22 protein-coding genes are annotated in these 22,841 nt (G+C 61.8%); 13 read left to right on the top strand and 9 right to left on the bottom strand.

All coding sequences use genetic code 11. The features are described 5' to 3' along the window. Window positions 1-32 precede the first annotated feature (32 nt). Window positions 33-1,358 carry a homoserine dehydrogenase gene (locus ABZS45_RS05380; RefSeq protein WP_412100961.1) on the top strand — a complete coding sequence of 442 codons (1,326 nt, stop codon included), beginning with the start codon at window positions 33-35 and terminating at the stop codon, window positions 1,356-1,358. A gap of 17 nt (window positions 1,359-1,375) precedes the next feature. After that, window positions 1,376-2,299, top strand: a complete 924-nt coding sequence (gene thrB, locus ABZS45_RS05375; protein WP_412100960.1) for a homoserine kinase — start codon at window positions 1,376-1,378, stop codon at window positions 2,297-2,299. A gap of 5 nt (window positions 2,300-2,304) precedes the next feature. Here thrB and ABZS45_RS05370 read toward each other — a convergent pair whose 3' ends face one another. The 4 genes from ABZS45_RS05370 to ABZS45_RS05355 all read right to left on the bottom strand — a co-directional run bounded on the left by ABZS45_RS05370 (window position 2,305) and on the right by ABZS45_RS05355 (window position 5,868). Next, the gene (locus ABZS45_RS05370) at window positions 2,305-3,006 is read right to left on the bottom strand and encodes a helix-turn-helix transcriptional regulator (protein WP_412100959.1); all 702 of its coding nucleotides are present in this window, start codon (window positions 3,004-3,006) and stop codon (window positions 2,305-2,307) included. 116 nt (window positions 3,007-3,122) lie between these two features. Then, window positions 3,123-4,853, bottom strand: coding sequence for an ATP-binding cassette domain-containing protein (locus ABZS45_RS05365; protein ID WP_412100958.1), 1,731 nt, complete (start codon window positions 4,851-4,853; stop codon window positions 3,123-3,125). Between the two features lie 9 nt (window positions 4,854-4,862). Continuing rightward, entirely contained in the window at window positions 4,863-5,585 is a 723-nt protein-coding gene (gene modA, locus ABZS45_RS05360) for a molybdate ABC transporter substrate-binding protein (protein ID WP_412100957.1), read from the bottom strand. A 22-nt stretch (window positions 5,586-5,607) separates the two neighbouring features. Next, window positions 5,608-5,868 (bottom strand): DUF2249 domain-containing protein, encoded by a 261-nt coding sequence (locus tag ABZS45_RS05355; protein WP_412100956.1) that lies wholly within the window; start codon window positions 5,866-5,868, stop codon window positions 5,608-5,610. Between the two features lie 96 nt (window positions 5,869-5,964). On the opposite strand from ABZS45_RS05355, the gene ABZS45_RS05350 reads away from it, so the two are divergent. Both ABZS45_RS05350 and ABZS45_RS05345 read left to right on the top strand, forming a co-directional pair. Beyond that, on the top strand, window positions 5,965-7,164 hold the full coding sequence (locus ABZS45_RS05350) for a beta-carotene 15,15'-monooxygenase (RefSeq protein ID WP_412100955.1): 1,200 nt from the start codon (window positions 5,965-5,967) through the stop codon (window positions 7,162-7,164). Further along, window positions 7,145-8,524, top strand: a complete 1,380-nt coding sequence (locus ABZS45_RS05345; RefSeq protein WP_412100954.1) for a multicopper oxidase domain-containing protein — start codon at window positions 7,145-7,147, stop codon at window positions 8,522-8,524. The genes ABZS45_RS05350 and ABZS45_RS05345 overlap by 20 nt, the downstream gene beginning before the upstream one ends. Here ABZS45_RS05345 and ABZS45_RS05340 read toward each other — a convergent pair. The 5 genes from ABZS45_RS05340 to ABZS45_RS05320 all read right to left on the bottom strand — a co-directional run bounded on the left by ABZS45_RS05340 (window position 8,511) and on the right by ABZS45_RS05320 (window position 13,851). Beyond that, window positions 8,511-9,077, bottom strand: a complete 567-nt coding sequence (locus tag ABZS45_RS05340; RefSeq protein WP_154762053.1) for a molybdenum cofactor guanylyltransferase — start codon at window positions 9,075-9,077, stop codon at window positions 8,511-8,513. The genes ABZS45_RS05345 and ABZS45_RS05340 overlap by 14 nt on opposite strands. A 6-nt stretch (window positions 9,078-9,083) precedes the next feature. Next, window positions 9,084-9,569, bottom strand: coding sequence for a cyclic pyranopterin monophosphate synthase MoaC (gene moaC, locus ABZS45_RS05335; protein ID WP_046648922.1), 486 nt, complete (start codon window positions 9,567-9,569; stop codon window positions 9,084-9,086). Between the two features lie 127 nt (window positions 9,570-9,696). Then, on the bottom strand, window positions 9,697-10,914 hold the full coding sequence (locus tag ABZS45_RS05330; protein ID WP_412100953.1) for a molybdopterin molybdotransferase MoeA: 1,218 nt from the start codon (window positions 10,912-10,914) through the stop codon (window positions 9,697-9,699). A gap of 10 nt (window positions 10,915-10,924) precedes the next feature. Further along, the gene (gene moaA, locus ABZS45_RS05325) at window positions 10,925-12,058 is read right to left on the bottom strand and encodes a GTP 3',8-cyclase MoaA (protein WP_412100952.1); all 1,134 of its coding nucleotides are present in this window, start codon (window positions 12,056-12,058) and stop codon (window positions 10,925-10,927) included. Window positions 12,059-12,099: 41 nt separating this feature from the next. Continuing rightward, a complete protein-coding gene (locus ABZS45_RS05320) occupies window positions 12,100-13,851 on the bottom strand; it encodes a long-chain fatty-acid--CoA ligase (protein WP_412100951.1) in 1,752 nt (583 codons plus the stop codon). A 470-nt stretch (window positions 13,852-14,321) separates the two neighbouring features. Between ABZS45_RS05320 and rho the strand changes: the two genes are divergently transcribed. From rho to ABZS45_RS05275, 9 genes are all read left to right on the top strand, one after another. Then, a complete protein-coding gene (gene rho / locus ABZS45_RS05315) occupies window positions 14,322-16,238 on the top strand; it encodes a transcription termination factor Rho (RefSeq protein WP_412100950.1) in 1,917 nt (638 codons plus the stop codon). Then, a complete protein-coding gene (gene prfA / locus ABZS45_RS05310; protein ID WP_412100949.1) occupies window positions 16,238-17,314 on the top strand; it encodes a peptide chain release factor 1 in 1,077 nt (358 codons plus the stop codon). Before rho ends, prfA begins: the two co-directional genes overlap by 1 nt. A 16-nt stretch (window positions 17,315-17,330) precedes the next feature. Beyond that, window positions 17,331-18,251, top strand: coding sequence for a peptide chain release factor N(5)-glutamine methyltransferase (gene prmC / locus ABZS45_RS05305; protein WP_412100948.1), 921 nt, complete (start codon window positions 17,331-17,333; stop codon window positions 18,249-18,251). A 53-nt stretch (window positions 18,252-18,304) separates the two neighbouring features. After that, window positions 18,305-18,982, top strand: a complete 678-nt coding sequence (locus ABZS45_RS05300; RefSeq protein ID WP_412100947.1) for an L-threonylcarbamoyladenylate synthase — start codon at window positions 18,305-18,307, stop codon at window positions 18,980-18,982. 10 nt (window positions 18,983-18,992) lie between these two features. Beyond that, window positions 18,993-20,168, top strand: a complete 1,176-nt coding sequence (locus tag ABZS45_RS05295; protein ID WP_070443800.1) for an MraY family glycosyltransferase — start codon at window positions 18,993-18,995, stop codon at window positions 20,166-20,168. 16 nt (window positions 20,169-20,184) lie between these two features. Then, a complete protein-coding gene (locus ABZS45_RS05290) occupies window positions 20,185-20,619 on the top strand; it encodes a hypothetical protein (RefSeq protein WP_049155069.1) in 435 nt (144 codons plus the stop codon). Window positions 20,620-21,063: 444 nt separating this feature from the next. After that, window positions 21,064-21,876: a F0F1 ATP synthase subunit A gene (gene atpB, locus ABZS45_RS05285; RefSeq protein ID WP_070443803.1), complete on the top strand. Its 813-nt coding sequence runs from the start codon at window positions 21,064-21,066 to the stop codon at window positions 21,874-21,876. 98 nt (window positions 21,877-21,974) lie between these two features. After that, window positions 21,975-22,217 carry an ATP synthase F0 subunit C gene (locus tag ABZS45_RS05280; protein WP_010187073.1) on the top strand — a complete coding sequence of 81 codons (243 nt, stop codon included), beginning with the start codon at window positions 21,975-21,977 and terminating at the stop codon, window positions 22,215-22,217. A gap of 45 nt (window positions 22,218-22,262) precedes the next feature. Beyond that, window positions 22,263-22,835, top strand: a complete 573-nt coding sequence (locus ABZS45_RS05275; protein ID WP_070443806.1) for a F0F1 ATP synthase subunit B — start codon at window positions 22,263-22,265, stop codon at window positions 22,833-22,835. Window positions 22,836-22,841: the final 6 nt, after the last annotated feature.

Genomic DNA, 22,841 nt, shown 5'->3' with positions numbered 1-22,841 from the left:
AGAATCTTTCGCAATTTCAACAAGGGGACACCATGACGACGACGTACCGTAGCAAGAAGCCCGAAGGCGAACCCGTAGGAATCGCGCTGCTTGGATTTGGCACTGTGGGCGCTGAGGTTTTCCGCCTCGTGCAGGAGAACGCTGATGCTTTCGCGCACCGCATCGGCGGCCCCGTGGAGATCCGCGGCGTCGCCGTGCACAACAAGAATAAGCTGCGCCCAGGCGTGCCGGCGGAGCTGCTGACCGACGACGCCAAGGCCCTCGTCCTGCGCGATGATATCGACCTTGTCGTCGAGGTCATCGGCGGCATTGACTTCCCGCGCGAGCTGGTTCTCGCTGCCCTCAACGCAGGCAAGTCCGTGGTCACGGCCAACAAGGCTCTCGTGGCCGCACACGCGGACGAGCTCGCTGAGGCTGCCGACCGTGCCGACGTCGACCTTTACTTTGAGGCCGCTGTAGCCGCCGCCATCCCGGTGGTGGGCATGCTGCGCCGCTCCCTGGCCGGTGACAAGATCCAGCGCATCTCCGGAATCGTCAACGGCACCACCAACTTCATTTTGGACGCCATGGAGTCCACCGGTGCTTCCTATGAGGATGCACTGGCTGAGGCCACGCGCTTAGGCTACGCTGAGGCCGACCCTACCGCTGACGTAGAGGGCCACGACGCTGCCTCCAAGGCCGCCATCCTGGCATCACTGGGCTTCTATACCCGCCTGACCTTCGACGATGTCTACTGCGAGGGTATTTCTAAGATCACCGCCGATGACATCAAAGCTGCCAACCAGGCTGGCTACTCCATTAAGCTTCTCGCGATCTGTGAGCGCTTGGTGGACGAGGAGACCGGTGCGGAATCCGTCAACGCCCGCGTGCACCCGACGTTGGTTCCGAAGGAGCACCCGCTGGCTTCGGTCAGCCAGTCCTATAACGCCATCTTCGTTGAGGCAGAGGCCGCTGGTTCCCTGATGTTCTACGGCAACGGTGCCGGCGGTAACCCGACGGCATCTGCTGTGCTGGGTGATGTCATCGGCGCGGCACGCAACATCGTCCACGGCGGCCGTGCGCCGGGGGAGAACACCTACGCCAACCTACCTATTGCGGAGTTCGGAGAAGTGGAAACTCGTTATCACGTCGACATGGAAGTTGAAGACCGCACCGGCGTGCTCTCCGCTATCTCCGGAGTCTTTGCCCGCCACGGAGTCTCCCTGCGCACCGTGCGCCAGGAAGACGGCGATGCCACCGCGCGCCTCATCGTGGTCACCCACGCGGCCAAGGAAGCAGTACTCGAAGATATCGTCGCAGCTCTCGGCGAGCTCGATGAGGTCAAGGCCGTTCACTCCGTCATCCGCCTCGGCGTCTAAGGGCACAGGTAAAAACAATGAGTATCGATATCGAAGCAGGCACCAAGGTCACCGTCCAGGTCCCGGCCTCTTCGGCCAACCTGGGCCCAGGCTACGATACCCTCGGCATCGCGCTGAGCCTCTACGACACCGTGGAGGTAGAAGTCACTCGCTCCGGCTTGGAAGTAGAGATCTTCGGCGAGGGCGCCGACGAGCTGCCTCGCGATGGCTCCCACCTGGTAGTCAAGGCCATCCGTTCTGCACTGAAGGCTGCCGACGTGGAAGTTACCGGCCTGCGCGTGGTGTGCACGAATAACATCCCGCAGTCTCGCGGTTTGGGCTCCTCGGCCTCGGCCGCGGTAGCCGGTGTGGCCGCAGGCAATGGTCTGGCTGGGTTCCCGCTCTCGGAGGAACAGGTTGTTCAGCTCTCCTCAGCCTTTGAGGGGCACCCGGATAACGCTGCGGCCTCCGTACTGGGCAACGCGGTGGTCTCGTGGACCACCGTGCCTGTCGACGGCCGTTCGCTTCCGGAGTACCGCGCCGCCACTTTGGACGTGCACCCGACTATCAAGGCCACAGCCTTAGTCCCGGATTTTCACGCCTCAACGCAGGCAGTGCGCCGCGTGCTTCCCTCGCACGTCACGCATGCCGACGCCGCCTTCAACGTCTCCCGCACCGCAGTGAACGTGGCGGCGCTAACCGCCTACCCGGACCTGCTGTGGGAGGGCACCCGCGACCGCCTGCACCAGCCTTATCGCGCTGATGTTCTGCCGGTGACCGCGGAGTGGGTTAACCGCTTGCGCAACCGCGGCTATGCCGCCTACCTGTCGGGCGCTGGCCCCACCGTCATGGTCTTGCACACCGAGCCCATCGAGGAGGCAATCCTCGAGGATGCCCGCGGACAGAACCTTCGCGTGTTAGAGCTGGAGGTCGCCGGGCCGGTCTCTGTCGAGCGCGGATAGGCTAGCTAGCTAGCCTCCTTTTCCACACTGATCCGGCACACACCGTTGCCGGACTTTGGGATCAGCTTCAGGCTCAGCCGCCCGCCCGAAGCGGCGGCTGTTTGCTCTAAGTAGCCATCGTGGATGGCGCAGACGAAGGGGGAGGGCTCCACACCGGCGCTGACAAATGGGCAGGCGTGTAGCTCCACATCGGTGCGGCCCTCCTCGTCGAGGTGCTCGGACGAGGTTACCGGGTCAAAGCCCATATCGCGCATCATCAGATAAAGCGAGCTGAGTGCCTCAGCACCATGGCTGGTGGCCGCAGTTTTGGCCCATTCGCGGCCAAGCTCCCGCGCTTGCTCGGAGGAATAATCGTTGAGCTGGTCTTTTTCTGCTAGCGCTGAGATGAGCACGCTGATCAGCGTGACGTATTCCTCCGCCACTGAACGGTTGTCCGGCACCCGCACTTGGAAGATCAGTGAGGGGCGTCCGCGCCCCTTCGCCGGAGCAGTGACTACTCGCACCGCGCCAGCGCGAACGAGCTCATCTAGGTGGCCGCGCGCGGTGTTGACATGCATGCTCATCTTCTTCGCAATCTCTGCAGCCCGTGCTCCTTGCGGGAAATTCTGTAAGACCGAGAGGACGTCGCGCTGCTTGGGGGAGAGCTTCATCGTGTCAGGAAAGAGCTCGCTGGATGAGCGGGGGCTGGGCGTAACAAATGCAGACATGGACTGTGACTCCTTGAAACCTCTAGGAGGATCCTACATCCGAGGTCCTGATTTTCTCCTATTGGGCAGCGTAGAGGCACTAAGATATGCATCACGACGTGGATAAATCCACAGGATTAAATACGGGTATAGACCGTTAGAGCGTGCGTGTCGAGGGCCACGGTCACCTTATCCCCGGGGGCGTTGTGGGGTGCTGGCTGGTCCACTGTGAGCCGTTGGCCGTCAATATCAACAAGTGTGGTGTTGCCAAGATCTGCCAGAATGGTGGCGCTCAGTGCGCCAGCGGGGTCGAAGCGCAGCGCAGTCTGGGGAAAGACCGCCCAGTGCTCGCCGTTGCGAGCTGGCTGAAATGCATCATTCTGAAGGCAGCCGCGAAGCACATTGACGCCTGCCAGCTCTGCCATAAAGCGGGACGGGGGCTGTGCCAGTAGGCGCTCCGCGGAGCCTTGAGAGATGATGTTGCCGGCTTCCATCACCAGGATGTCGTCCGCCAGCGTGTCGAGGTCCACGCGGCTGTGGGTGACGATGACGGTGGTACGGTCAGCGGCTGAAAGGCGCAGTAAGTAGCGCCAACGCGCGGCGGATTCTACGTCCATGGCGGCAAAGGGCTCATCCGCAACCAATACCGCCGGGCGCGCCGCCAGCGCGCGGAGGAGGGCAACCTGCGCGGCTTGACCACTGGAAAGCTCGGATACATGGCCCAGCTCTTGCAATCCGGCGGCGTTGAGCAGCTCTTCGGTCCGTTGCGGGTCTTTGGTCACCATCGTCAAAGCTTGAGCCACGGTGGCGGTGGGCGGCAGCCCAGGGTTTTGAGAAAGCATGATCACGCGTTCGGCGTTGGTGCGTGCCCCTTGGAGTCGCCCGCTAATGAAACGCAGAAGCGTGGTCTTTCCGGCACCGTTGGGCCCGACCACCGCGGTCACGCGCCCGCCCCGGAACGTTGTGGTGGCGTTGCCGACCGTGACGTAAAGGTCCTGGGCTTTGCCCACCGGGGTGGTTGCAGCCCGGAGTGCCGCAGGATCCATCGGCTTGAGCATGCGCACCTTCGGCTCGCGGCGACGCCGCAGCAACAGGGGCAGTCCGGCGGCGGCGAGCGCAAGGATGGCTATTCCAATAAGCACGGCGGAAAGGGCATAGGCGTTGTCCGCGCTGACCTCGCGCTCTAGGTAGATTCCGCTCGGCATGGTCCGGGTCGAGCCGGGCAGGGAACCAGCGAAGGTGATAGTTGTTCCGAATTCACCCAGTGAGCGGGCGAAAGCTAGCGCACCACCGGTGAGCACAGCGGGGCGGATGGCCGGGAGAATGATGCGCCGAAGGATGGTTCCCGCTCCTAAGCCGATGCCGCGCGCGCTGGCGATGACCTCAGGATCGAGTTGCCGCAGCGCGGAGTCCACCGCCACCACCACGAAGGGAAGCGTGACGAAGACATGGGCTGCCACGACACCCGGGAAGGCGAAAGACACGTGCAGTCCAGCCTGCTCAAGCGCAGGGCCAAGCAGCCCACGGCGCCCCAGCAGCGCAGTGAGAGCCAAGCCACCCACGACGGGAGGCATGGCCAAGGGGAGGTAGACCACCAGCCTCACCAGGTGGGAGACGCGGTGTAGCTGCTGCAGCCACAGCGCCAAGCAGGTGCCGAGCAACGTGGACAGCACTGTAGACCACGCCGCCGCGAACAGGCTGACGCGGAGAAGATCCTGGGTCATCGGCGAGCTCAGCGTCTCCGAGAGCTGCCTCCAGGGCACCCGCACTCCCAGCGCGAGGACAGGGGCAAGGACGTAGATAGCCGCGAGCACGCCGGCGGCGATAACCGGCCAAGGGGTCCGTGGGCGCTGCTCGCGCAGAATCATACGCGACACCTAGTTCACCGGCGTGAAACCGAACTTTTCCCAGGTGCTATCAAAATCCGACTCGAGGAGCGAGAGGACTTCTTGGGCTTCTTCGTGGCGGTGTGAATCAGACACCACCGCGCCCATGATCTCATTGCGGAAGTCTTCCGCGTGGGCGAGCGGGATGGCCTCGACGTCCTCGCTGGCGGCGGCGTCGGTGGAATAGACCCACCCGGCGTCCGCTTCACCGGAGGCAACCTTTCCCAGGACATCAGCGACTTGGCTCTCCAAAGATGATGCGTGCAGATGCCAGCCATTGGCCTCCATAATGCGCGTGGAAATGGCTCCGCACGGCACGCTCGGATCACAGAGAACTAGGCGTGCCGAGGGCTCCAGGTCTGCCGCGGAGCGCAGACCTTGGGGATTACCTTTCGGCACGACCATAACCATGACGTTGCTGGCTAAGGCTACGGGAGCGTCCACGCTGCCCTGAGCAAGTGCATTCTCCATGGTTTCCCGAGAGGCAGTGAGGAGAAGGTCTGCGGGCGCGCCGTCATTGATTTGCTGTACCAGAGCGGAAGAGCCGCCGTTGTTGAAGGCGAGCGGAGTCTCGGAGGCACGAGAGAGTTCGTCATTGAGCACCCGCGTGGAAGACGCAGCGAATACCTGCAACGGATCTCCGGAGTCAGAGGCACAACCGGCAACGGTCACCGCGGCGGCGATGACGGGGATTGCAATCTTTGCGAGGCGCATGTTCAGTCAGCTTACGGAAGCTTTAGGCGGTTCGCGTGAATTTGATGTGGACGTCTTGTGGTTCTTTCTTAAGATACTCGCGAGTGAAAACCTCCTCCCGCTGGTCCACCTCTTTGAGCAGTGGAAGCGGGTCGTGCGGAGCTATGAGGATCATGGCTTCGCCCACGTTGAGGGTGCCCAGCGCTCCATGGATGGCGCCGTGGCGCACTGCGTGAGGGATTTCGGAGGCGTTGAGGGTGGGGATGTCCTGGCCCTTGGAGGCGTCGATAAGCGGCAAGTTCATTGATCGTTTCCTTTTCGATTCTCTAGGGGGAGCGGGCGTTGCTACCCCTACAAGCAATTTACTACGATTATATCCGTGCAAATAAAAATGTCAGACGTGCCTCTGCGTGACGCTTCCTTGGCTGCTCGTCGACGCTGGCACACCATCGCCTTTAGCCTGGTTGCCTTGTGGATCGCGGTGGGTGTGGGTATCACCGTGGCGAACTATCTGGGAGCACCCGTGGTGTGGTGGGACCTCATTCATCCCTTTACTCTCGGAGCGCTGACCACCGCCATCCTCGTATTTAGCACCCACTTCACTGAGGCACTGACCCGCACCCCGGCTGCCGGCTTCCGCGGGGTGGGCGCGCGGGTAGGCCTAGTGCAGGTGGGGCTGGTTCTGCTACTTGTTGATCGCGCAGGCTACGACTGGGGCGTGCTCGCGGATACTGGCTCCGCATTTGTGATCGTCGCAGTGGGGTGGCACGTGTGGGCATTGTGGACCAGGCTTCGAGGCTCTCTTTCTGGCTCTTTCGCAGTCACCGTGCCCTTTTATCTGGCCGCGGCGTGCTTCATGGTGATCTCTGTGCTGATGGTCATTCTGGCCGCGCACGGGGTGGGGAATTACTCGCTGTTGGTGGCCGCGCATTCACGCGGCATGGTGTGGGGGTTTGCACTGCTTACCATTGTGGGCACCGTAGTCACGCTGCTGCCGACGTTGACCCGCACCCCCATTTCCCCGGTGGCTCGGGCGCGGTGTAGTCGGGCTCTGACCGTGCATTGCGTGGGGCTGGGGGTGGCCATGCTTGCCGACGCCTCCGGGCTCACCCGCGCCGCCGGCATGGCGCAGCTACTCACCGTTCTTGCCGCTGTGTTCATCATTCAGCCAGTACTTGCCGGCGCGCTTGGTGGCGTGAAGACCACGGCAAGCGTGTCCGCGATGGCGGGACTGGTATGGATGCTGGCACTTTGTGCCGGTGACGCGGCAGCCACTCTCGTCGGGGCTTACCCACGCGCGGTGACGTTGCTGCTGATGCCCGCATTCGTCGGCGCCGGCCTCCTGCAGCTCGTGACCGGGGTACTCCACCACATGCTGCCCATCCTGGCCGGGGCTGCTCATCCCGCGCGAGGCCACCTTCCAGGGCTTGTGCGCGTAGCGCTTATCAACCTTGGCGGCGTGCTGAGCCTCACTGGCATTACTGGTGTGTTCGTCGCCGGGCTTATCATGATGGGGCTAGGCCTCATCGCCAATTGTGCGGCCCTAGTGTGGGCCGTCTCGTCATCTCAAGGAGAAGTTCATGTCAAGCGTGCCCGTTAAAAAGGAGCATTCTGAGAAGCAGTGGGCATCCTGGCTCATCATCATTGTTGCCTTGGTGGCGGTCATTGCACTGGCAGTGACCAATTCGCGGATAGGCAAACAGGATCCGGCGCTGGTAGCTTCCGCTGATGCCGTCACTGTGGATGTCTCTGTCGACGGCATGGCCTTTGTCCCTTCCTCCATCGACGTGGCTGCGGGCAGCCATCTGGTGGTGAATTTTCATAACACGGGCGACCAGGTCCATGACTTGAAGATCGGCCGTGAGGAGACCGGAAGGGTGGAACCGGGTGAGACCGTGCAGCTGGATGCCGGGATCATCGATGAATCTGTGGAAGGCTATTGCACGATCGCCGGCCACAAGATGCAGGGCATGACGTTTATGGTCAACGTTGACGAGCCAGCATCTGGGGAACATGAGCATGCGGGAGCGTCGGCAAGCACGGGCTCTGCTGGTGCCCCGGCGACGGTGCCCTCAGCGGCCGAGCGCATGGAAGCCCGTGAGGGATTTGACGCCGTCGATGCCTCCCTTGCTCCCGTGGAAGGCGACCTTCACGAGGAGACCTGGGTGATGACAGAGAAGGAAATGGAAGTCGCCCCAGGAGTGCGCCAAACCCGGTGGCTCTTCAACGGGCAGGCACCCGGACCAACCCTGCGCGGCAAGGTAGGGGATACGTTCCGCATCACTATCAAGAATGAGGGCTCGATGGGACATTCGGTGGACTTTCACGCTGGTGAGGTCAACCCGGATGAGAATATGAAGACGATCCAGCCGGGTGAGTCGCTGACATACGAATTTGTAGCGCACCGGGCAGGCATCTGGATGTATCACTGCTCAACGATGCCGATGAGCTTGCACATTGCTAACGGCATGGCGGGAGCAGTCATTATCGATCCGCGTGGTGAGGATGCACTGGGGGACGTTGATGCGGAGTACGTCATGACGGCCAGCGAAATCTTCCTCGCTACCGCGGGCAGGGAAGCTGAAGGTGCGGATGCGCAGCGAGTCAGCAATGGCGACTATGACCTCACCGCCTTCAACTACTATCCCAATCAATATGACGAGGGCTTAGCACCGCTGCGCGCCAAGGCGGGCGATACCGTGCGTATCTGGCTGGTTAATCTGGGCCCCGATCTTCCTTTGAGCTTCCACGTCGTGGGCGAGCAATTCGACACCGTGTACAAGGAAGGCACCTACCTCATTAAGGGCGCGAAGGATTCCGGCTCCCAGGCGCTGGACCTCTTACCTGCCCAGGGCGGATTCGTGGAGATGACCTTCAACGAGCCGGGCACCTATTCCTTTGTGAACCACCTCATGACGAACGCGGAGAAGGGCCAGCACGGTCAGATTATCGTTGAGTAGCAAGGCGCTCGCGCCGTATACGTAATTCGTCCATGGTGTCGATATCGCGCACTGCGGGCGTTGCCTCGACCTCGGCGATGGTGCCCGCGAGCCTCAGTAAGTGCATGGCCGGCTTGTTGCGTGGATCTCCGAGCTCCTCCAGCGCGCGGGTGAGGGCCTTAGTGCGCCACAGCGCGCACAGCGGTTGGAGGCGCCCATCGAGGGTGGCCACTGCGGCATCAGCATCGGAGCTTTCTAAGGCCTGTTCTAGGACAGGCAGGATACGCGGGGAATCCGGGGCGTCGACGGCAAAGATGGCGGTGGTGGGCTCTGAGGAGCTGACCAGCGCGGCATGGCCCGCAGCGATGCCTGCGGCAGGCCCGCCAAACAGGGGGCTTTCGCACACCTGGGGCATGCCCAAACGATAGGGCGAGACGACCGCTACCGGCGCGCCATAAGGAAGCTGGCGCAGGAGGCGGTCGATAAGGCGCTCACCGGCGAGAGTGATACTTGCCTTGTCCACGCCTCCCATGCGTGTGCCGCGTCCGCCCGCCAAAACAATGACACCTGGCATTGTTCTCTATCCTTCCGCGCCGGGCAGTTCGCGGGACCAATCACCCGAGCGACCGCCGGACTTTGCGGTGATGCCGCAGCGCCGGATATAGGCGGAGCGGTCGACGCCTTTTACCATGTCGATGAGCGCTAGGGCGGCGATGTTCACCGCGGTGAGCGCCTCCATTTCCACGCCGGTGCGGTCGGCGGTGCGAACTGTGGCTTCGATGAAAACGTGGTCTTCACACAGCTCAATATCCACCGCACAGCCATGTACCCCAATGGTGTGGGCCAGCGGAAGGAGATCAGGAACTTTCTTGGCCGCCGCGATGCCAGCAACACGCGCAACCGCAAGCACGTCGCCCTTAGGCACGGTTCCCTCCTGCAGCGCGGTGAGAACTTCTGGTGAGCACGCGACCTCGCCTTGGGCGGTAGCTGTGCGTACCGTGGGCTGTTTTTCGGTGACGTCCACCATGTAGGCGGAGCCGGCGGCATTGAGGTGAGTGAACTTCATGTCTAAACAAGAATCCTTTCCTAGCGTGGACCTAGCCTAGCTGACGAAGAGTAGGCCGATCCGGGTGTTCAGATGCGCGATCTTTGGCAGCAACGGAGGGGTGGGGATGTGGAGGCGGATTGTGAAGCTAGTAGGGGTAGACGGTAAGTTGCTCGCCGGCGGAGACCGGACTCGTTAACAGTGCAAAGCCGTGTGTGCCCGGTAGCGCGGCAACGTGGTGGCTGCGCATACGCGGACCCGGCGGTGGGCTTGCGGTGATGGTTTCGGCCATGGTGATGGAGCACGGCTGAATGAGCGGGTGGTGCGGTTCGGGGAAGTCCGCACCGGCGACGGCGGTGAGGCACGGCCGGTCCTTGACACCCGTGGGGCGGGGCAGTCCGCGCAGAGAGCACAGCAGTTGGGTGAGGTAGAGGTGTGCGGAGACAAACGCTGCCACCGGGTTGCCCGGCAAACACACCACGGGGATACCGTCCCAGAGCGCATGGCCTTGTGGCGCGCCGGGCCGCTGGTTGACGTGCCCGAACCAGTAAGAATCGCGTTCCACGGCATCCTCGATCACAGCGCGGACCACGTCGAAAGCGCCTGCGGACACGCCACCGGTGGTGACAATGAGATCGGAATCCGCAGCGGCCGCGTTGAAGCGCCGGTGCAGCTCAACGGGGGAATCTCCACAGGCCGTGCGGGTGATCTCGCAGAGACCGGTGGAAGAAATGAGGGCTTCGAGCATGGGCCCATTCGAATCGGAAAGCTGGCCGTTGAGCAGCTCCTCACCAGTGGCAATGATGGTCACTCGTGGGATGCGGTGAACCACGGCGGCGTCTACACCAGAGGAGAGGGCGGCGGCGATAAGGGGGGCGTCGACAAGCGTGGCAGAACCGGCGAGTTGGTGGCCGGCGCTGATGTGGGAGCCGCGCCGCCGGATATGGTTATGGTCGGGCAGGTGGTGCACCGTGACGGTTTCAGGCACAGGTCCGGGCCCCGGGGGCACATCGGTGCTTTCTACTGGAATGACCAGGCCATCAAACCCCTCCGGAACCTCCCCGCCAGTCATGATTCGCACCGCGGTCCCAGGCTGCGGGACCTGGGCGGGTGAGCCTGCTGGGACATCCCCTATGACAGGCAGGGTGAATGGCTTGGTGACGTCATCAGGTGAGGACGGAGCTGGGATGAGGAAGCCATCCATCGCCGAATTATCCTGCGGCGGGAGGGGAAGGCGGGCGAAGAGTGGCTCGGCCAGAACGCGGCCTTGTAGAAGGGGGGCGCGCTCCGCAGGCAGGGCGCGAACCAATGCGTGGAGGCGGTCGAAGTACTCCTCAATGCTTAAGCCAGTCCCAGTGCTTGTCATTGCACCCAATCTAGCCGCCGATGGCGGACATCGGGCGATCGGGCTGGAGGAATCCTTCATCATCCGCACCATGGCCCGGAAGCTTCTTCCACATTTCGCCTGCCCACGCGGCGGCGAGTTCCGCGTCGCTGGTGCCGCTGCGCAACAAGTCCCGCAAGGATGTCTCAGAGTTCCCAAACAAGCAGTTACGCACAGCGCCGTCCGCGGTGAGTCGCGTGCGGTCGCAATTGCCGCAGAAAGGCCTTGTCACGGATGCGACGACGCCGATTCGGCCTGCCGGTATAAAGCCATCGCGTGATTGTGCGTTCCACAGCGCGGCGGGGGCTGAGCCGCGGGGACTTTGCACAGGTGTGAGCTCGAATTCTTCACCCAAACGAGCCAAGATATCTTCCGCGGTCACCATCCGAGAGCGTTCCCATTCTTCGCGCGGGCCTAGGGGCATCTGCTCGATAAATCGTAGCTGCGCCCCGTGCTTCAGGCAGTAGCGCGCCAAGGGAACGATATCCTCTTCATTAACTCCGGGCATCACCACAGCATTGACTTTGACTGTGCCTAGACGCCCTTCGCGGTGGGCCTCCGTGGCGGCTTCAATAGCAGCGAAGACGTCTTTGATCCTGTCGCGCCGGGTGAGGCGAGCATAGAGGGCGGGATCAATGGTGTCTAGCGAGATGTTGACGCGATTCAGTCCAGCTTCAATGAGGCCGTCCAGGCGGCGGGAGAGTCCCAAGCCATTGGTTGTCAGGGCGGTGCCGGGCACCAAATGTTCGTCTGTGCGTAGCTGCGTTGTGGCGGCAATAATCTTCTCTAGCGACTTGCGCAGCAAAGGTTCGCCTCCGGTAAAGCGCACCTGACGGATACCCAATCGGGTCACGGCAATCCGGATGAGGCGGATGGTCTCTTCGTCGTTGAGAGTCTGTTCGGTGGGCATCCATTCGAGACCTTCAGCGGGCATGCAATAAGTGCAGCGCAAGTTACATCGATCGGTCAGCGAGACACGAAGATCCCGTGCTTGGCGTCCGTAACGGTCGAGCAAGTTGCGGCGACCATCGGGTAGGGCAGGCGGGAGATCCGCAGCCGTTGCGTCGGCCCCGCCACGGGGGATTCCGCGCGGGGAGGGCGTAGGTAAAAAGACGCGATCAGACATTAACCACACTTTAGCCGGAGTAAAAGCGAATCTATAGTCGTCTATTGTGGCGTGCCGTCCGCAGCATCGAGGCGCTGCGCCTCACCCGGGCCCTTGAGACGGATGATGTTGTACTCGCCCTCCGCAAGGTGGGCGCGCAGGTCCTTCTTATCGAATTTGCCCACCGAGGTTTTATCGATGGTTTTCACGAAGGTCCAGTACTCCGGCAGCATCCAAGAGGGCAGCTCAGAGCGCATACCGTTGCGCAGGCGCTCGGCGGTCTCAATCGTGGGGCTGATGCCTGCGGCGAGCACGGTGACAGCCAGCGGGCGCTCGACCCACTGTTTGTCGGGGTAGCCAATGACGGCGCATTCGAGTACCACCGGGTTGGCCATGATGAGGTTCTCCAACTGCACGGAGTAAATCCACTCACCACCGGAGCGAATGACATCGCGCGCACGATCCTCCACGGTAAGGAAGCCATCCTCGGTGACGAAGCCGACATCGCCTGTGCGTAGCCAGCCGTCCGCCGTGAACTTGGAAGCCGCGTCCTCGACGTCTTTCCCGCGGAACTCGTGAGCAGCGCCGCCATCCTCCGAGGTGGGCGAGTGGTAATAGGAGCCGGTGACCAAGTTGCCGCGCACCTGAATCTCGCCCGCATTGCGGTCGGTGGTGTTGACCACGTGGCCGTCATTGACCACCCGGTATTCCAGGGAGGAGGGGAAGCGCCCCTGGGAAATGCGGTAGGCCCACCGGGCTTCACCCGAAGCACCTGAGGGCGGGCGCGCCACGGTGCCCACCGTGGTGGTTTCCGCCATGCCCCACACGTGGACCACGTCCACGCCGTAGCGCTCTTCCCAGCTCTTGATGAGCTGCGGCGGCACAGGGGAGCCACCAGCGAAGATCTCCGTCAATGTCATACGCTCCGGCGGGTTCTTGAGGTAGTGCACGAAGAGCTGAATCCAAATGGTGGGCACACCGTGCGCCACGCGCGGGGAGGTGGCGGCGATGATTTTGGCCAGGGTGGCGGGGGAGACGTCGGCGTCGGGAAGCACCAGCGGCGTGCCCGTCATCCACGCAGCAAAGGGAACTCCCCAGCTCAGCACGTGGTAGATGGGGATGCAGCACAGAAATGTTTCCCCGTGGGTCACACACAAGGAATCGGAGGAGCGCAGCTGCATACCTTCCAAGTACAGGGCGCGGTGGGAGTAGAGCACGCCCTTGGGTGCACCGGTGGTGCCGGTGGAGTAGCACAGCGCGGCGGCGGTGTGCTCATCGAGAACCGGCCAGTCATACACGGTGGAGTGCCCATCCAGCAGTTGCTCATAACTATATACCTCGACGTTGCCCGGCAGAGCGGTGCTGGGCTTGTCGACGCCCGTGAATACCACCGCGCGCACGCAGTCCACGCCTTCCAGAACCTGGTCCAGTTGCTCGGCGAGGCGGCAATCCGCGACGATGACGCGGACCTCAGCGTGGTTGATGATGTGCCGGATCTGATCATTCATCAGCTGCTTGTTGAGCGGGGTAAACACCGCGCCCTTGCAGGCAGTGCCAAAGAGCACTTCGAGGTGTTCGGCGCAGTTCCACATTAGGGAGCCCACACGTTCATCACCAGTGATGCCGAGGGTGTCATGCAGGGCGTGGGCGAAGGCAGCGGCGCGTGCGCCGATATCGGCGAAGGTGGTTTCTTCGCGTTCATTGCCGGGATTGGCACTGTGCCACGTAACCACCTGGGTTTGGCCGTGGACAGTGGAACCGTACTCCAGGATGCGAGTGAGGGACAGCGGGATATCCTGCATTGTGGAGAGCATGCGCACTACTTTAGCCGTGTCAGTGTGAGCGCGGTGGAAGGATACGGTATAGTTGTTCGCGACTGGCGGGGAAAGCCTTCCTCGCACCTCCGAGCTCCCTCCACGGCGCACACACCTGCGGTGAAAACTCATGGCAGTCCAACGGTGCGCGCGGCGGTGAGAGGGGAGAGATACGCTCGCAGTCGCCTTCTTAAAAATATCTCCCCGCGATTGACCCGCGGCCGCATCCTTTTCAGATCTTTCAGGAGTTCTGCAAGGGGTTCCTAAAGTTCTGTACCGCAGGGCCGAAAAAAGAGGGGAGAGCCAAGACAACCACCGCCCACGGGGATCGCGGTCGCGTGAACTCGCTGGTGGCGGCGGACCATCTCAATTACACACTGGCTTCCAACGCCCGCTTGGAACAGCACCACACACAGTGCAGGTGCGGCAGATAAGACGGCGCGCGTTGGTGAAGCGACGAAAGGATATCCGTGAGCGATACGGACAAGACCGCAGCACAGGATCTCGCATCCCTGAAGCTGCCGGAATTGCGCAAGCTGGCTGCGGAGCGCGGACTTCGCGGCGTTTCTGGACTGCGCAAGGGGGACCTCATCACCGCACTGACCACCGGCCAGGTTCCGGCACGCGGCGCAAAGGCTGCTGCCGAGGGCGAGGCTAAGGACGCACAGCCGCGTCGCGCTGCCCGCAAGGCCTCGCGCCCCGCCGGTGCTGCTGACCAGGCCTCCGAGCAACCGGAGCAGGACAAGAAGCGTCAGCAGGAGCAGTCGCAGCAGCAATCCGAGAATGCCCACAAGGGTGAGGACGGTGCTCACGAGTCCGAGCACAAGGACGGCCACGACGAGCAGCGCTACGAGTCCCGTTCTCAGGCCCGCCGCGCCCGCCGCAACCGCGCTCGCCGTCAAGAGCGCGAGGCCCGCGGAGAGTCCAAGGGCAACGGGAATGACAATGGCGCCGAGGACAACAACGCCAAGTCGGACAACCAGTCCCGTGGCGGAAAGAACTCCGACAACGGTGACCACGGCCACGGTGGCAACGGTCATAACGGCGGCAATAACGGCGGTGGCCAGAACAACAACCGCCGCGATAACCACCGCAACGATGATGACAACAACGGTGGTGGTGGCCGCCGTAACCGCCGTAACCGTCGCAACCGCCGCGGTCGTGACCGCGACGGCGGCAATGGTGGCAATGACCTGCAGATCCGCGAGGGCGATGAAGTGCAGGTAGTCGGCGGCATCCTCGAGGTTGTGGACAACAACGTGGCCTTCCTGCGCACCACCGGTTACCGTGCGGCGAGCTCCGATGTCTTTGTCAACAACAACCTCGTGCGCCGCCTAGGCCTGCGCTCTGGTGACGCTCTGACCGGCAAGGTCAAAGTTTCCGGCCCGACCCACACCCACGGCAACGGCCGCAACCGCCGCAAGTACAACCAGCTGGTGGAGGTCGACACCGTCAACGGCCTGGATCCGTCCACCGCGAAGGAGCGCCCGAACTTCGCCAAGCTCACCCCGCTCTACCCGAACCAGCGTCTGCGCCTAGAGACGGACCCGAAGATCCTCACCACTCGCGTCATCGACCTCATCATGCCGATTGGTAAGGGCCAGCGCGCGCTCATCGTCTCCCCGCCGAAGGCCGGTAAGACGACGATCCTGCAGAACATCGCCAACGCCATCGCCACGAATAACCCGGAGTGCTACCTCATGGTGGTCCTCGTGGACGAGCGCCCCGAAGAGGTCACGGACATGCAGCGCAGCGTTAACGGTGAGGTCATTGCCTCCACCTTCGACCGCCCTCCGTCAGAGCACACCTCGGTGGCGGAGCTGGCTATCGAGCGCGCCAAGCGCTTGGTGGAGCAGGGCAAGGACGTCGTCGTTCTGCTCGACTCCATCACCCGCCTAGGCCGTGCTTACAACAACTCCTCCCCGGCATCCGGCCGCATCCTCTCCGGTGGTGTGGACTCCAACGCCCTGTACCCGCCGAAGCGCTTCTTGGGCGCTGCCCGCAACATCGAAAACGGCGGCTCGCTGACCATCATCGCCACCGCGATGGTGGAGACCGGCTCCACCGGTGACACTGTCATCTTCGAGGAGTTCAAGGGCACCGGCAACGCCGAGCTCAAGCTCGACCGCGCCATCTCCGAGCGCCGCATCTTCCCGGCCGTGGACGTCAACCCCTCCGGTACCCGCAAGGACGAGCTCCTGCTCGTTCCGGAGGAGGCACGCATCATGACCAAGCTGCGCCGCATCCTCTCCGGCCTGGACTCCTTCGCCGCCATTGACCTGCTCATCAAGCAGCTCAAGAAGACCCGCTCCAACGGCGAGTTCCTCATGCAGGTCGCTTCGTCCGCGCCCATGGCGGCAGACACGGACGAGGAGGACTACAAGTAATGTCTAGCCAGGTTTCCCTCGTTGATGACATCATCTCCGAGTACCAAGGCATCGAAATGCAGATGGCTGACCCAGAAGTAGCCGGGGATCAATCGCAATTCCGCAAGCTATCAAAGCGCTACGCTGAGCTGCGCCCTATCGTCGCCGTCAACGAAGAGCTGGTCCAGGCCCGCCAGGATTTGACCGACGCCAAGGAAATGGCCTACGAGGATCACGAGTTCCAGTCTGAGGTGGACCGCCTCGAGCCGCTCGTCGTGCAGCTGGAGGAGCAACTCGCGGACCTGCTAGCCCCGCGCGATGAGCATGACTCCGAGGACATCATCATGGAGATCAAGGCCGGTGCTGGTGGTGAAGAGGCAGCGCTCTTCGCCGGCGACTTGGCCCGCATGTACGAGCGTTTCGCCGACAAGGCAGGATTCCAGTGGGAGGTTCTGGGCCTCAACGAGTCCGACCTTGGCGGAGTGAAGGATATGTCCATCTCCTTCAAGTCCAAGACCCCCTCGCGCGATGGCGCGTGGAGCGTGTTCAAGTTTGAAGGCGGCGTCCACCGTGTACAGCGCGTGCCGGTGACCGAGTCCCAGGGCCGCATCCAGACCTCTGCGGCTGGTGTGTTGGTCTACCCGGAGCCGGAGGAGATCGACTCCGTCAATATCGATGACAAGGACATCCGTGTCGACGTTTACCGTTCCTCCGGTAAGGGTGGTCAGGGCGTGAACACCACTGACTCCGCTGTGCGTATTACCCACCTGCCCACTGGCCTGGTGGTGACCTGTCAGAAGGAGCGCTCGCAGATTCAGAACAAGGCGCGTGCCCTGCAGGTGCTGCAGGCTCGCCTGGACCAGATGGAGCGCGAGGCCCGCGAGGCCGAGGCCGGCGAGCAGCGCGCCTCCCAGGTGCGCACCATGGACCGCTCGGAGCGCATCCGCACCTATAACTGGCCGGAAAACCGCATCACCGATCACCGCATTGGTTACAAGGCCAATAACCTTGACTCCGTGCTCGACGGCGATATGCAGGATCTCATCGAAGCTCTGCAAGCCCAGGAGCGCGCGGAGCGTCTTGAGGCCGAAGGCTAAGGCACGGTTAGATACGGTGACTTTTCACACCTATAAGGAGGCGCTTCGTGATGCCACGGAGCGCTTTTGCGCTGTCGGGGTACCCTCACCCGAGTGGGATGCGCGCCTGTTGGCTGCCCACCTCATTCACTGCGGCCACATGGATATCCCGCTAAACGAGGCTCCGATCCCCGGCTTTGACGTGGCATATGGGGCGTTGGTGGGGCGTCGTGAAGCGCGCGAGCCCCTCCAGCACATCCTAGGAGTGGCGTGGTTTGGTCCCCTCGAACTCGAGGTCGGCCCCGGCGTGTTCATTCCGCGCCCAGAGACGGAGGTGCTCGCCGACTGGGGAGTTAAGTTTCTGACGAAACTTAACTCGCGGGAGATGACGAAACTTAACTCGCGGGAGATGACGAAGACTAACGCGCACCCTCCCCGCGTCGTGGATTTGTGCGCCGGATCCGGTGCGCTGGCGTTGTACGTCGCCCACTACGTACCGCAGGCCGAGGTGTGGGCAGTAGAGCTTGCCGACGCCGCCTTGGCTTACACCCGCCGCAACGCTGCGACTACTGTGCGCGGCGGGGCGAGGTCGGTGAACGTGGTGCAAGGCGACGTCACCGACGCTGGCCTCTTGCCAGAACTGCACGGCACCGTCGACCTCGTGCTGACCAACCCGCCCTATGTCCCCGAGACCCCGGACCTGGATCCGGAGGTCTACCAAGACCCCCACGAGGCGGTGTTTGGGGGAGCAGACGGCATGGAGACCATCAACGCGATGATTCCGTCCATCGCTGCGCTGCTGCGCCCCGGCGGAAAGGTGGGTATTGAACACGATGATGACACGTCTGAACAGGTGCAAGAAGCCCTGCGTGCGGATGGCGGGTTTACGCGCATCGAGGTACTTAAGGATCTGACTGGCACTGCCCGCTTTGTCACGGCCGAACGGGGAGTACAGTAGATTGGTCGAAGATTGGTCGACAAGCCGATAGGAACGGGATTAAGGAGAGACCAATGCAGGGACAGATTTATAACTGTGCGGACGCTGCTGAGCGCGAGGAAGGAATGGCCCTTGCCGTCAAGGCGGCTAAGTCAGGCCGACTCGTCGTCATGCCCACCGATACGCTCTACGGGTTGGGCTGCGACGCCTTCGATAACGACGCCGTTGCGAGCCTGCTGGCCACCAAGCACCGCGGCCCAGACATGCCGGTGCCGGTCCTTGTGGGATCCTGGGACACCGTGAAAGGCCTTGTCGCCTCTCTGGATGACACCGCACAAACGCTTATCGAGGCCTTCTGGCCGGGAGGTTTGTCCATCGTGGTCCCGCAAGCGCCTTCGCTTCCGTGGAACCTGGGCGATACCCGCGGCACGGTGATGCTGCGCATGCCCCTGCACCCCATTGCAATCGAGCTCCTCCGCGAGGTCGGACCCATGGCGGTGTCTTCCGCGAATATCTCTGGACAGACTCCGCCCACCACCGCGATTGCTGCCAAGCAGCAGCTGGGTAAGGCCGTCACGGTCTACCTCGACGGGGGAGAAGCTGAGGTGGGCAAGCCCTCCACCATCATTGATCTGTCCGGCTCACACCCGTATCTGCTGCGCGAAGGTGCTTTGAGCGCCGAGCAGATCGGCGAGGTCATCGGAGTGTCTGCAGAGTCCCTGCGCACACGCCCGGGCTCCCAATCCTCTTAAGGAGACATCAGTGGCTGGAACCGGAGTGCCGCTGCGGGAGCTGGCGTTGGTGATCTTCGTCGCCGCGGCGTTTACCTACCTCACCACCGGACTGGTGCGCACCTTTCTGGTGCGCAGTGGCCAGGTGGCGGAGATCCGCCTGCGCGATAGTCACTCCCAGCCCACCCCGCAGCTTGGCGGAGTGGCGATGTTTACGGGGTTTGCTGCCGCCGTGTACCTCGCCGGCCAGCTTCCAGCCTTGACTCGCGGGTTTATGCCCGTCACGCCAGAGATGAACGCTGTGCTCTGGTCCGCTGCCGCCATCGTGGTTGTCGGTGTGGTGGATGACCTGTTGGAACTGAGTGCTTTGGTCAAACTCATCGGGCAGCTCGTTGCCGCAGCCATTATGAGCGGATTGGGCTTGACCTGGACGCTTCTCTTTCTGCCTTTTGGTGATGGAACGACGGTCATCCTGGATCAGGTCCAGGGAACACTCTTGACCACTTTCTTTACCGTACTGCTCATTAATGCCATCAACTTCGTCGACGGCCTCGACGGCTTGGCGGCCGGGCTGGGCATGATTGCCGGCGGGGCCATCCTGGTCTTCTCCTTGACTGTTCTGCATGACCAAGGCGGTACCGTATCGGCCTATCCGCCCGCGATTATTGCGGCGGCACTTGTTGGTGTGTGTGCTGGATTCCTTCCGCATAATTTTGAGCCCTCCCGCATTTTCATGGGGGATAGCGGAGCGATGCTGATTGGTTTGTTGCTCGCCGCGGCGTCGACCTCAGCATCCGGCAAGATCAACATGTCCCTCTACGGCACCGTGGACATCGTGGCGCTGATGTCACCCGTCATCGTCGTCGTTGCCGCGGTCTTTATTCCAGTCCTGGACCTTGTCTGGGCGGTCATTCGGCGTGTTTCGCAGGGGCGTTCGCCCTTCGCTGCCGATAAGGCGCACATCCACCACCGGCTGCTGTCGCTGGGGCATACGCACCGCCGCACCGTGCTGGTGCTCTACCTGTGGGTCTCCGCGGTGGCTTTCGGGGCGGTTTCCTTCTCCATCGTTCCAGCCCCTGTCGCGGTGGTGCTCGCTGTTTTTGCGCTCCTCGTAGCCTTTGGCGTGACCTTGATTCCGCTGCGCCAGGGTAAGATTGGACGCCGGCCGCGTTCGACTAGCGTGGTGCTGGAAACGGATCCCTCCTGAGGTAGGGTATGGGGCTGTGACTGATTCAACGACTTCCGAAGAGCTATCGCCCTATGACGATCACCGGCGTCCCCTCAAGCGCGCCCTGCGCCTCGGAGCCATTGGCCTCGTCGTAGTGACCATCGCATCCCTAGCCATCTGGGGTGGCGTTCGTGGGTTGCCTGGCATTTGGGGAGTGCTCGTCGGTGCCGCTATCGGAGGCGGCTTCGTGCTCTTTACCGCAGCTTCGGTGCTTCTTACCGCGCGGACTACGCCCTCGACCACGATGGCTGTGGTGCTCGGCGGCTGGTTGCTCAAGGTGGTCATCCTCATCATGGTGCTGTTGCTGATTAAGGACTTGGAGTTCTATGACACGATGGCGCTGTTTGTGACTGTGTTGCTAGCGCTGGCGGTGACGCTGGGAACCGAGGTCTGGGGTGTGATTACTTCCAACGTGACCTACGTGTCCTAGCGCGCCTCGATCTTCATCAAAGCCACCGCTTCCGGTGACCCCGGGAGGGTGGCTTTTTGTGTAGTAAGACGCGTCTTTCAACCTGCTCATTACCCCCGTCAAGGTGGGAAAACGTGGGTATGTGACCAAATACACTCAGCAGGGTTTTGGCAGAATGCGGGCCTTTTATGGGGCTTTCTGGTGCTGGGCTGTGGCTTTAGGTCCGCAACGGTGCCCCCACGTGCGAAAACTTGAGGGCGAACTGATAGCATTCTCTTCGGGTTACCGCGGGTTAGCGTCATGCTATCCCGAAAAAGTACGGTTTATCCTTGCCCTGTTTACGCTGATGTGCGACGGAGTCCGTGGACAGGGCAAAGAGCTTGAGACGTCCATCGCACCACATAGCCTTCGACAAGCTGTGTGGCCCGAACACGGGAGAGAACGCTGAGCGTTACGACATTGGCCATGAAGGGTGAGTTTCACGCACCCGAACTGGATCCAGAATTTTTCCCGGGGCACGTAACCGATGATGGTGAAGTCGTCGATCTCTTGTTCGCCGATTTCGCCAACGGTTGGTTCGCTTTGGATCGCATCATGCTGGTTCGCCTGTTCATGGCGGCCATTCTGGTGCTCCTTTTTGTTGTCGCCTTCAGGAACCCGAAGCTGGTTCCTAAAGGATTGCAAAACGTAGCGGAGCATGCGATTGACTTCGTACGAATTCACATCGCAGAAGACATCTTGGGCCGCAAGGAAGGGCGTCGATTCCTTCCGATCTTGGCCACGATCTTCTTCGGTGTTTTGTTCTGGAACGTAGCAACTATTGTTCCAGCTCTAAACATCTCTCCGAACGCTCGTATTGGTATGCCAATCGTGCTGGCAGCTGTCGCGTACATCGCCATGATCTACGCCGGTGCTAAGCGCTTTGGCTTCGGCAAGTTCATCAAGTCCTCGGTGGTTATTCCTAACCTGCCGCCGTTGCTGCACGTGCTTGTTGTACCGATTGAGGCTTTCTCTACGTTTGTCATGCGCCCAGTCACGCTGGCTCTTCGTCTGATGGCGAACTTCTTGGCTGGCCACCTCATTTTGGTCCTGTTGTACTCGGCAACGAACTTCTTCTTCTTCCAGTTCAACGGCTGGACTGCCATGAGTGGCCTGACGCTGGTCGCAGCGGTTCTGTTCACGCTGTACGAAATTATCGTCATCTTCCTGCAGGCATACATTTTCGCCCTGCTGACGGCGGTATACATCGAATTGTCGCTGCATGCAGATTCGCACTAACAACAACGCGAACCTCGCGGTTAACTAAATACCCCAAAACCACCACATCCCCCGCGGACAAATCCGTGGGAAAACATTGAAAGGGAACGACTTTCATCATGAACGAAATCATTCTTGCTCAGGCCGCTGACGAGTCCACCCTCAAGGGTCTCGGTGCTATCGGCTACGGCATCGCAACCATCGGCCCGGGTCTGGGCATCGGTATCCTCGTCGGCAAGACCGTCGAGGGCATGGCTCGCCAGCCGGAGATGGCTGGTCAGCTGCGTACCACCATGTTCCTGGGTATCGCCTTCGTTGAGGCCCTCGCCCTGATTGGCCTCGTTGCAGGCTTCCTGTTCTAAAGAGCGCTTTACACAAAGTAAATCGAACTTTAAGAACGGAGCCCCATGAACAACGTCATTTACTACCTTGCAGCAGAGGGAAGTGAGCACCTGCCGCTGGAGAGCGGTAACTCCATCCTTCTGCCCAAGATGTACGACTTGGTCTGGTCCCTCATTCCGTTCACCATCATCCTGCTTGTGTTCTGGAAGCTCGTTCTTCCGGCATACAACAAGATGCTGCAGGAGCGTGAAGACCGGATCGAAGGTGGCCTTAAGCGTGCGGAGGCTCAGCAGGCCGAAGCAAAGGCCGCTCTGGAAAAGTACAATGCTCAGCTCGCTGACGCTCGAGCAGAGGCTGCGGAGATTCGTGAGCAGGCGCGTGAGCGCGGCAAGCTGATCGAGGCAGAGGCTAAGGAAGCTGCAGAGGAAGAGTCTCGTCGCATCCTGACCGCCGGCGAGAAGCAGCTTGAAGCTTCCCGCGCACAGGTCGTGTCTGAGCTGCGTTCCGACATCGGGCAGAACTCCATCAACCTGGCAGAGAAGCTGCTCGGCGGCGAACTTTCGGACGCCACCAAGCAGTCCTCCACGATTGATAACTTCCTGTCCGAGCTCGACACTGTGGCACCGGCCGGAAAGTAGGCAACG

This window comes from Corynebacterium aurimucosum, from assembly GCF_046895345.1.
Taxonomy (GTDB): domain Bacteria; phylum Actinomycetota; class Actinomycetes; order Mycobacteriales; family Mycobacteriaceae; genus Corynebacterium; species Corynebacterium aurimucosum_G.
Note: the sequence above shows the minus strand (reverse complement) of the source record. Positions and strands in the feature narration are given on the sequence as shown.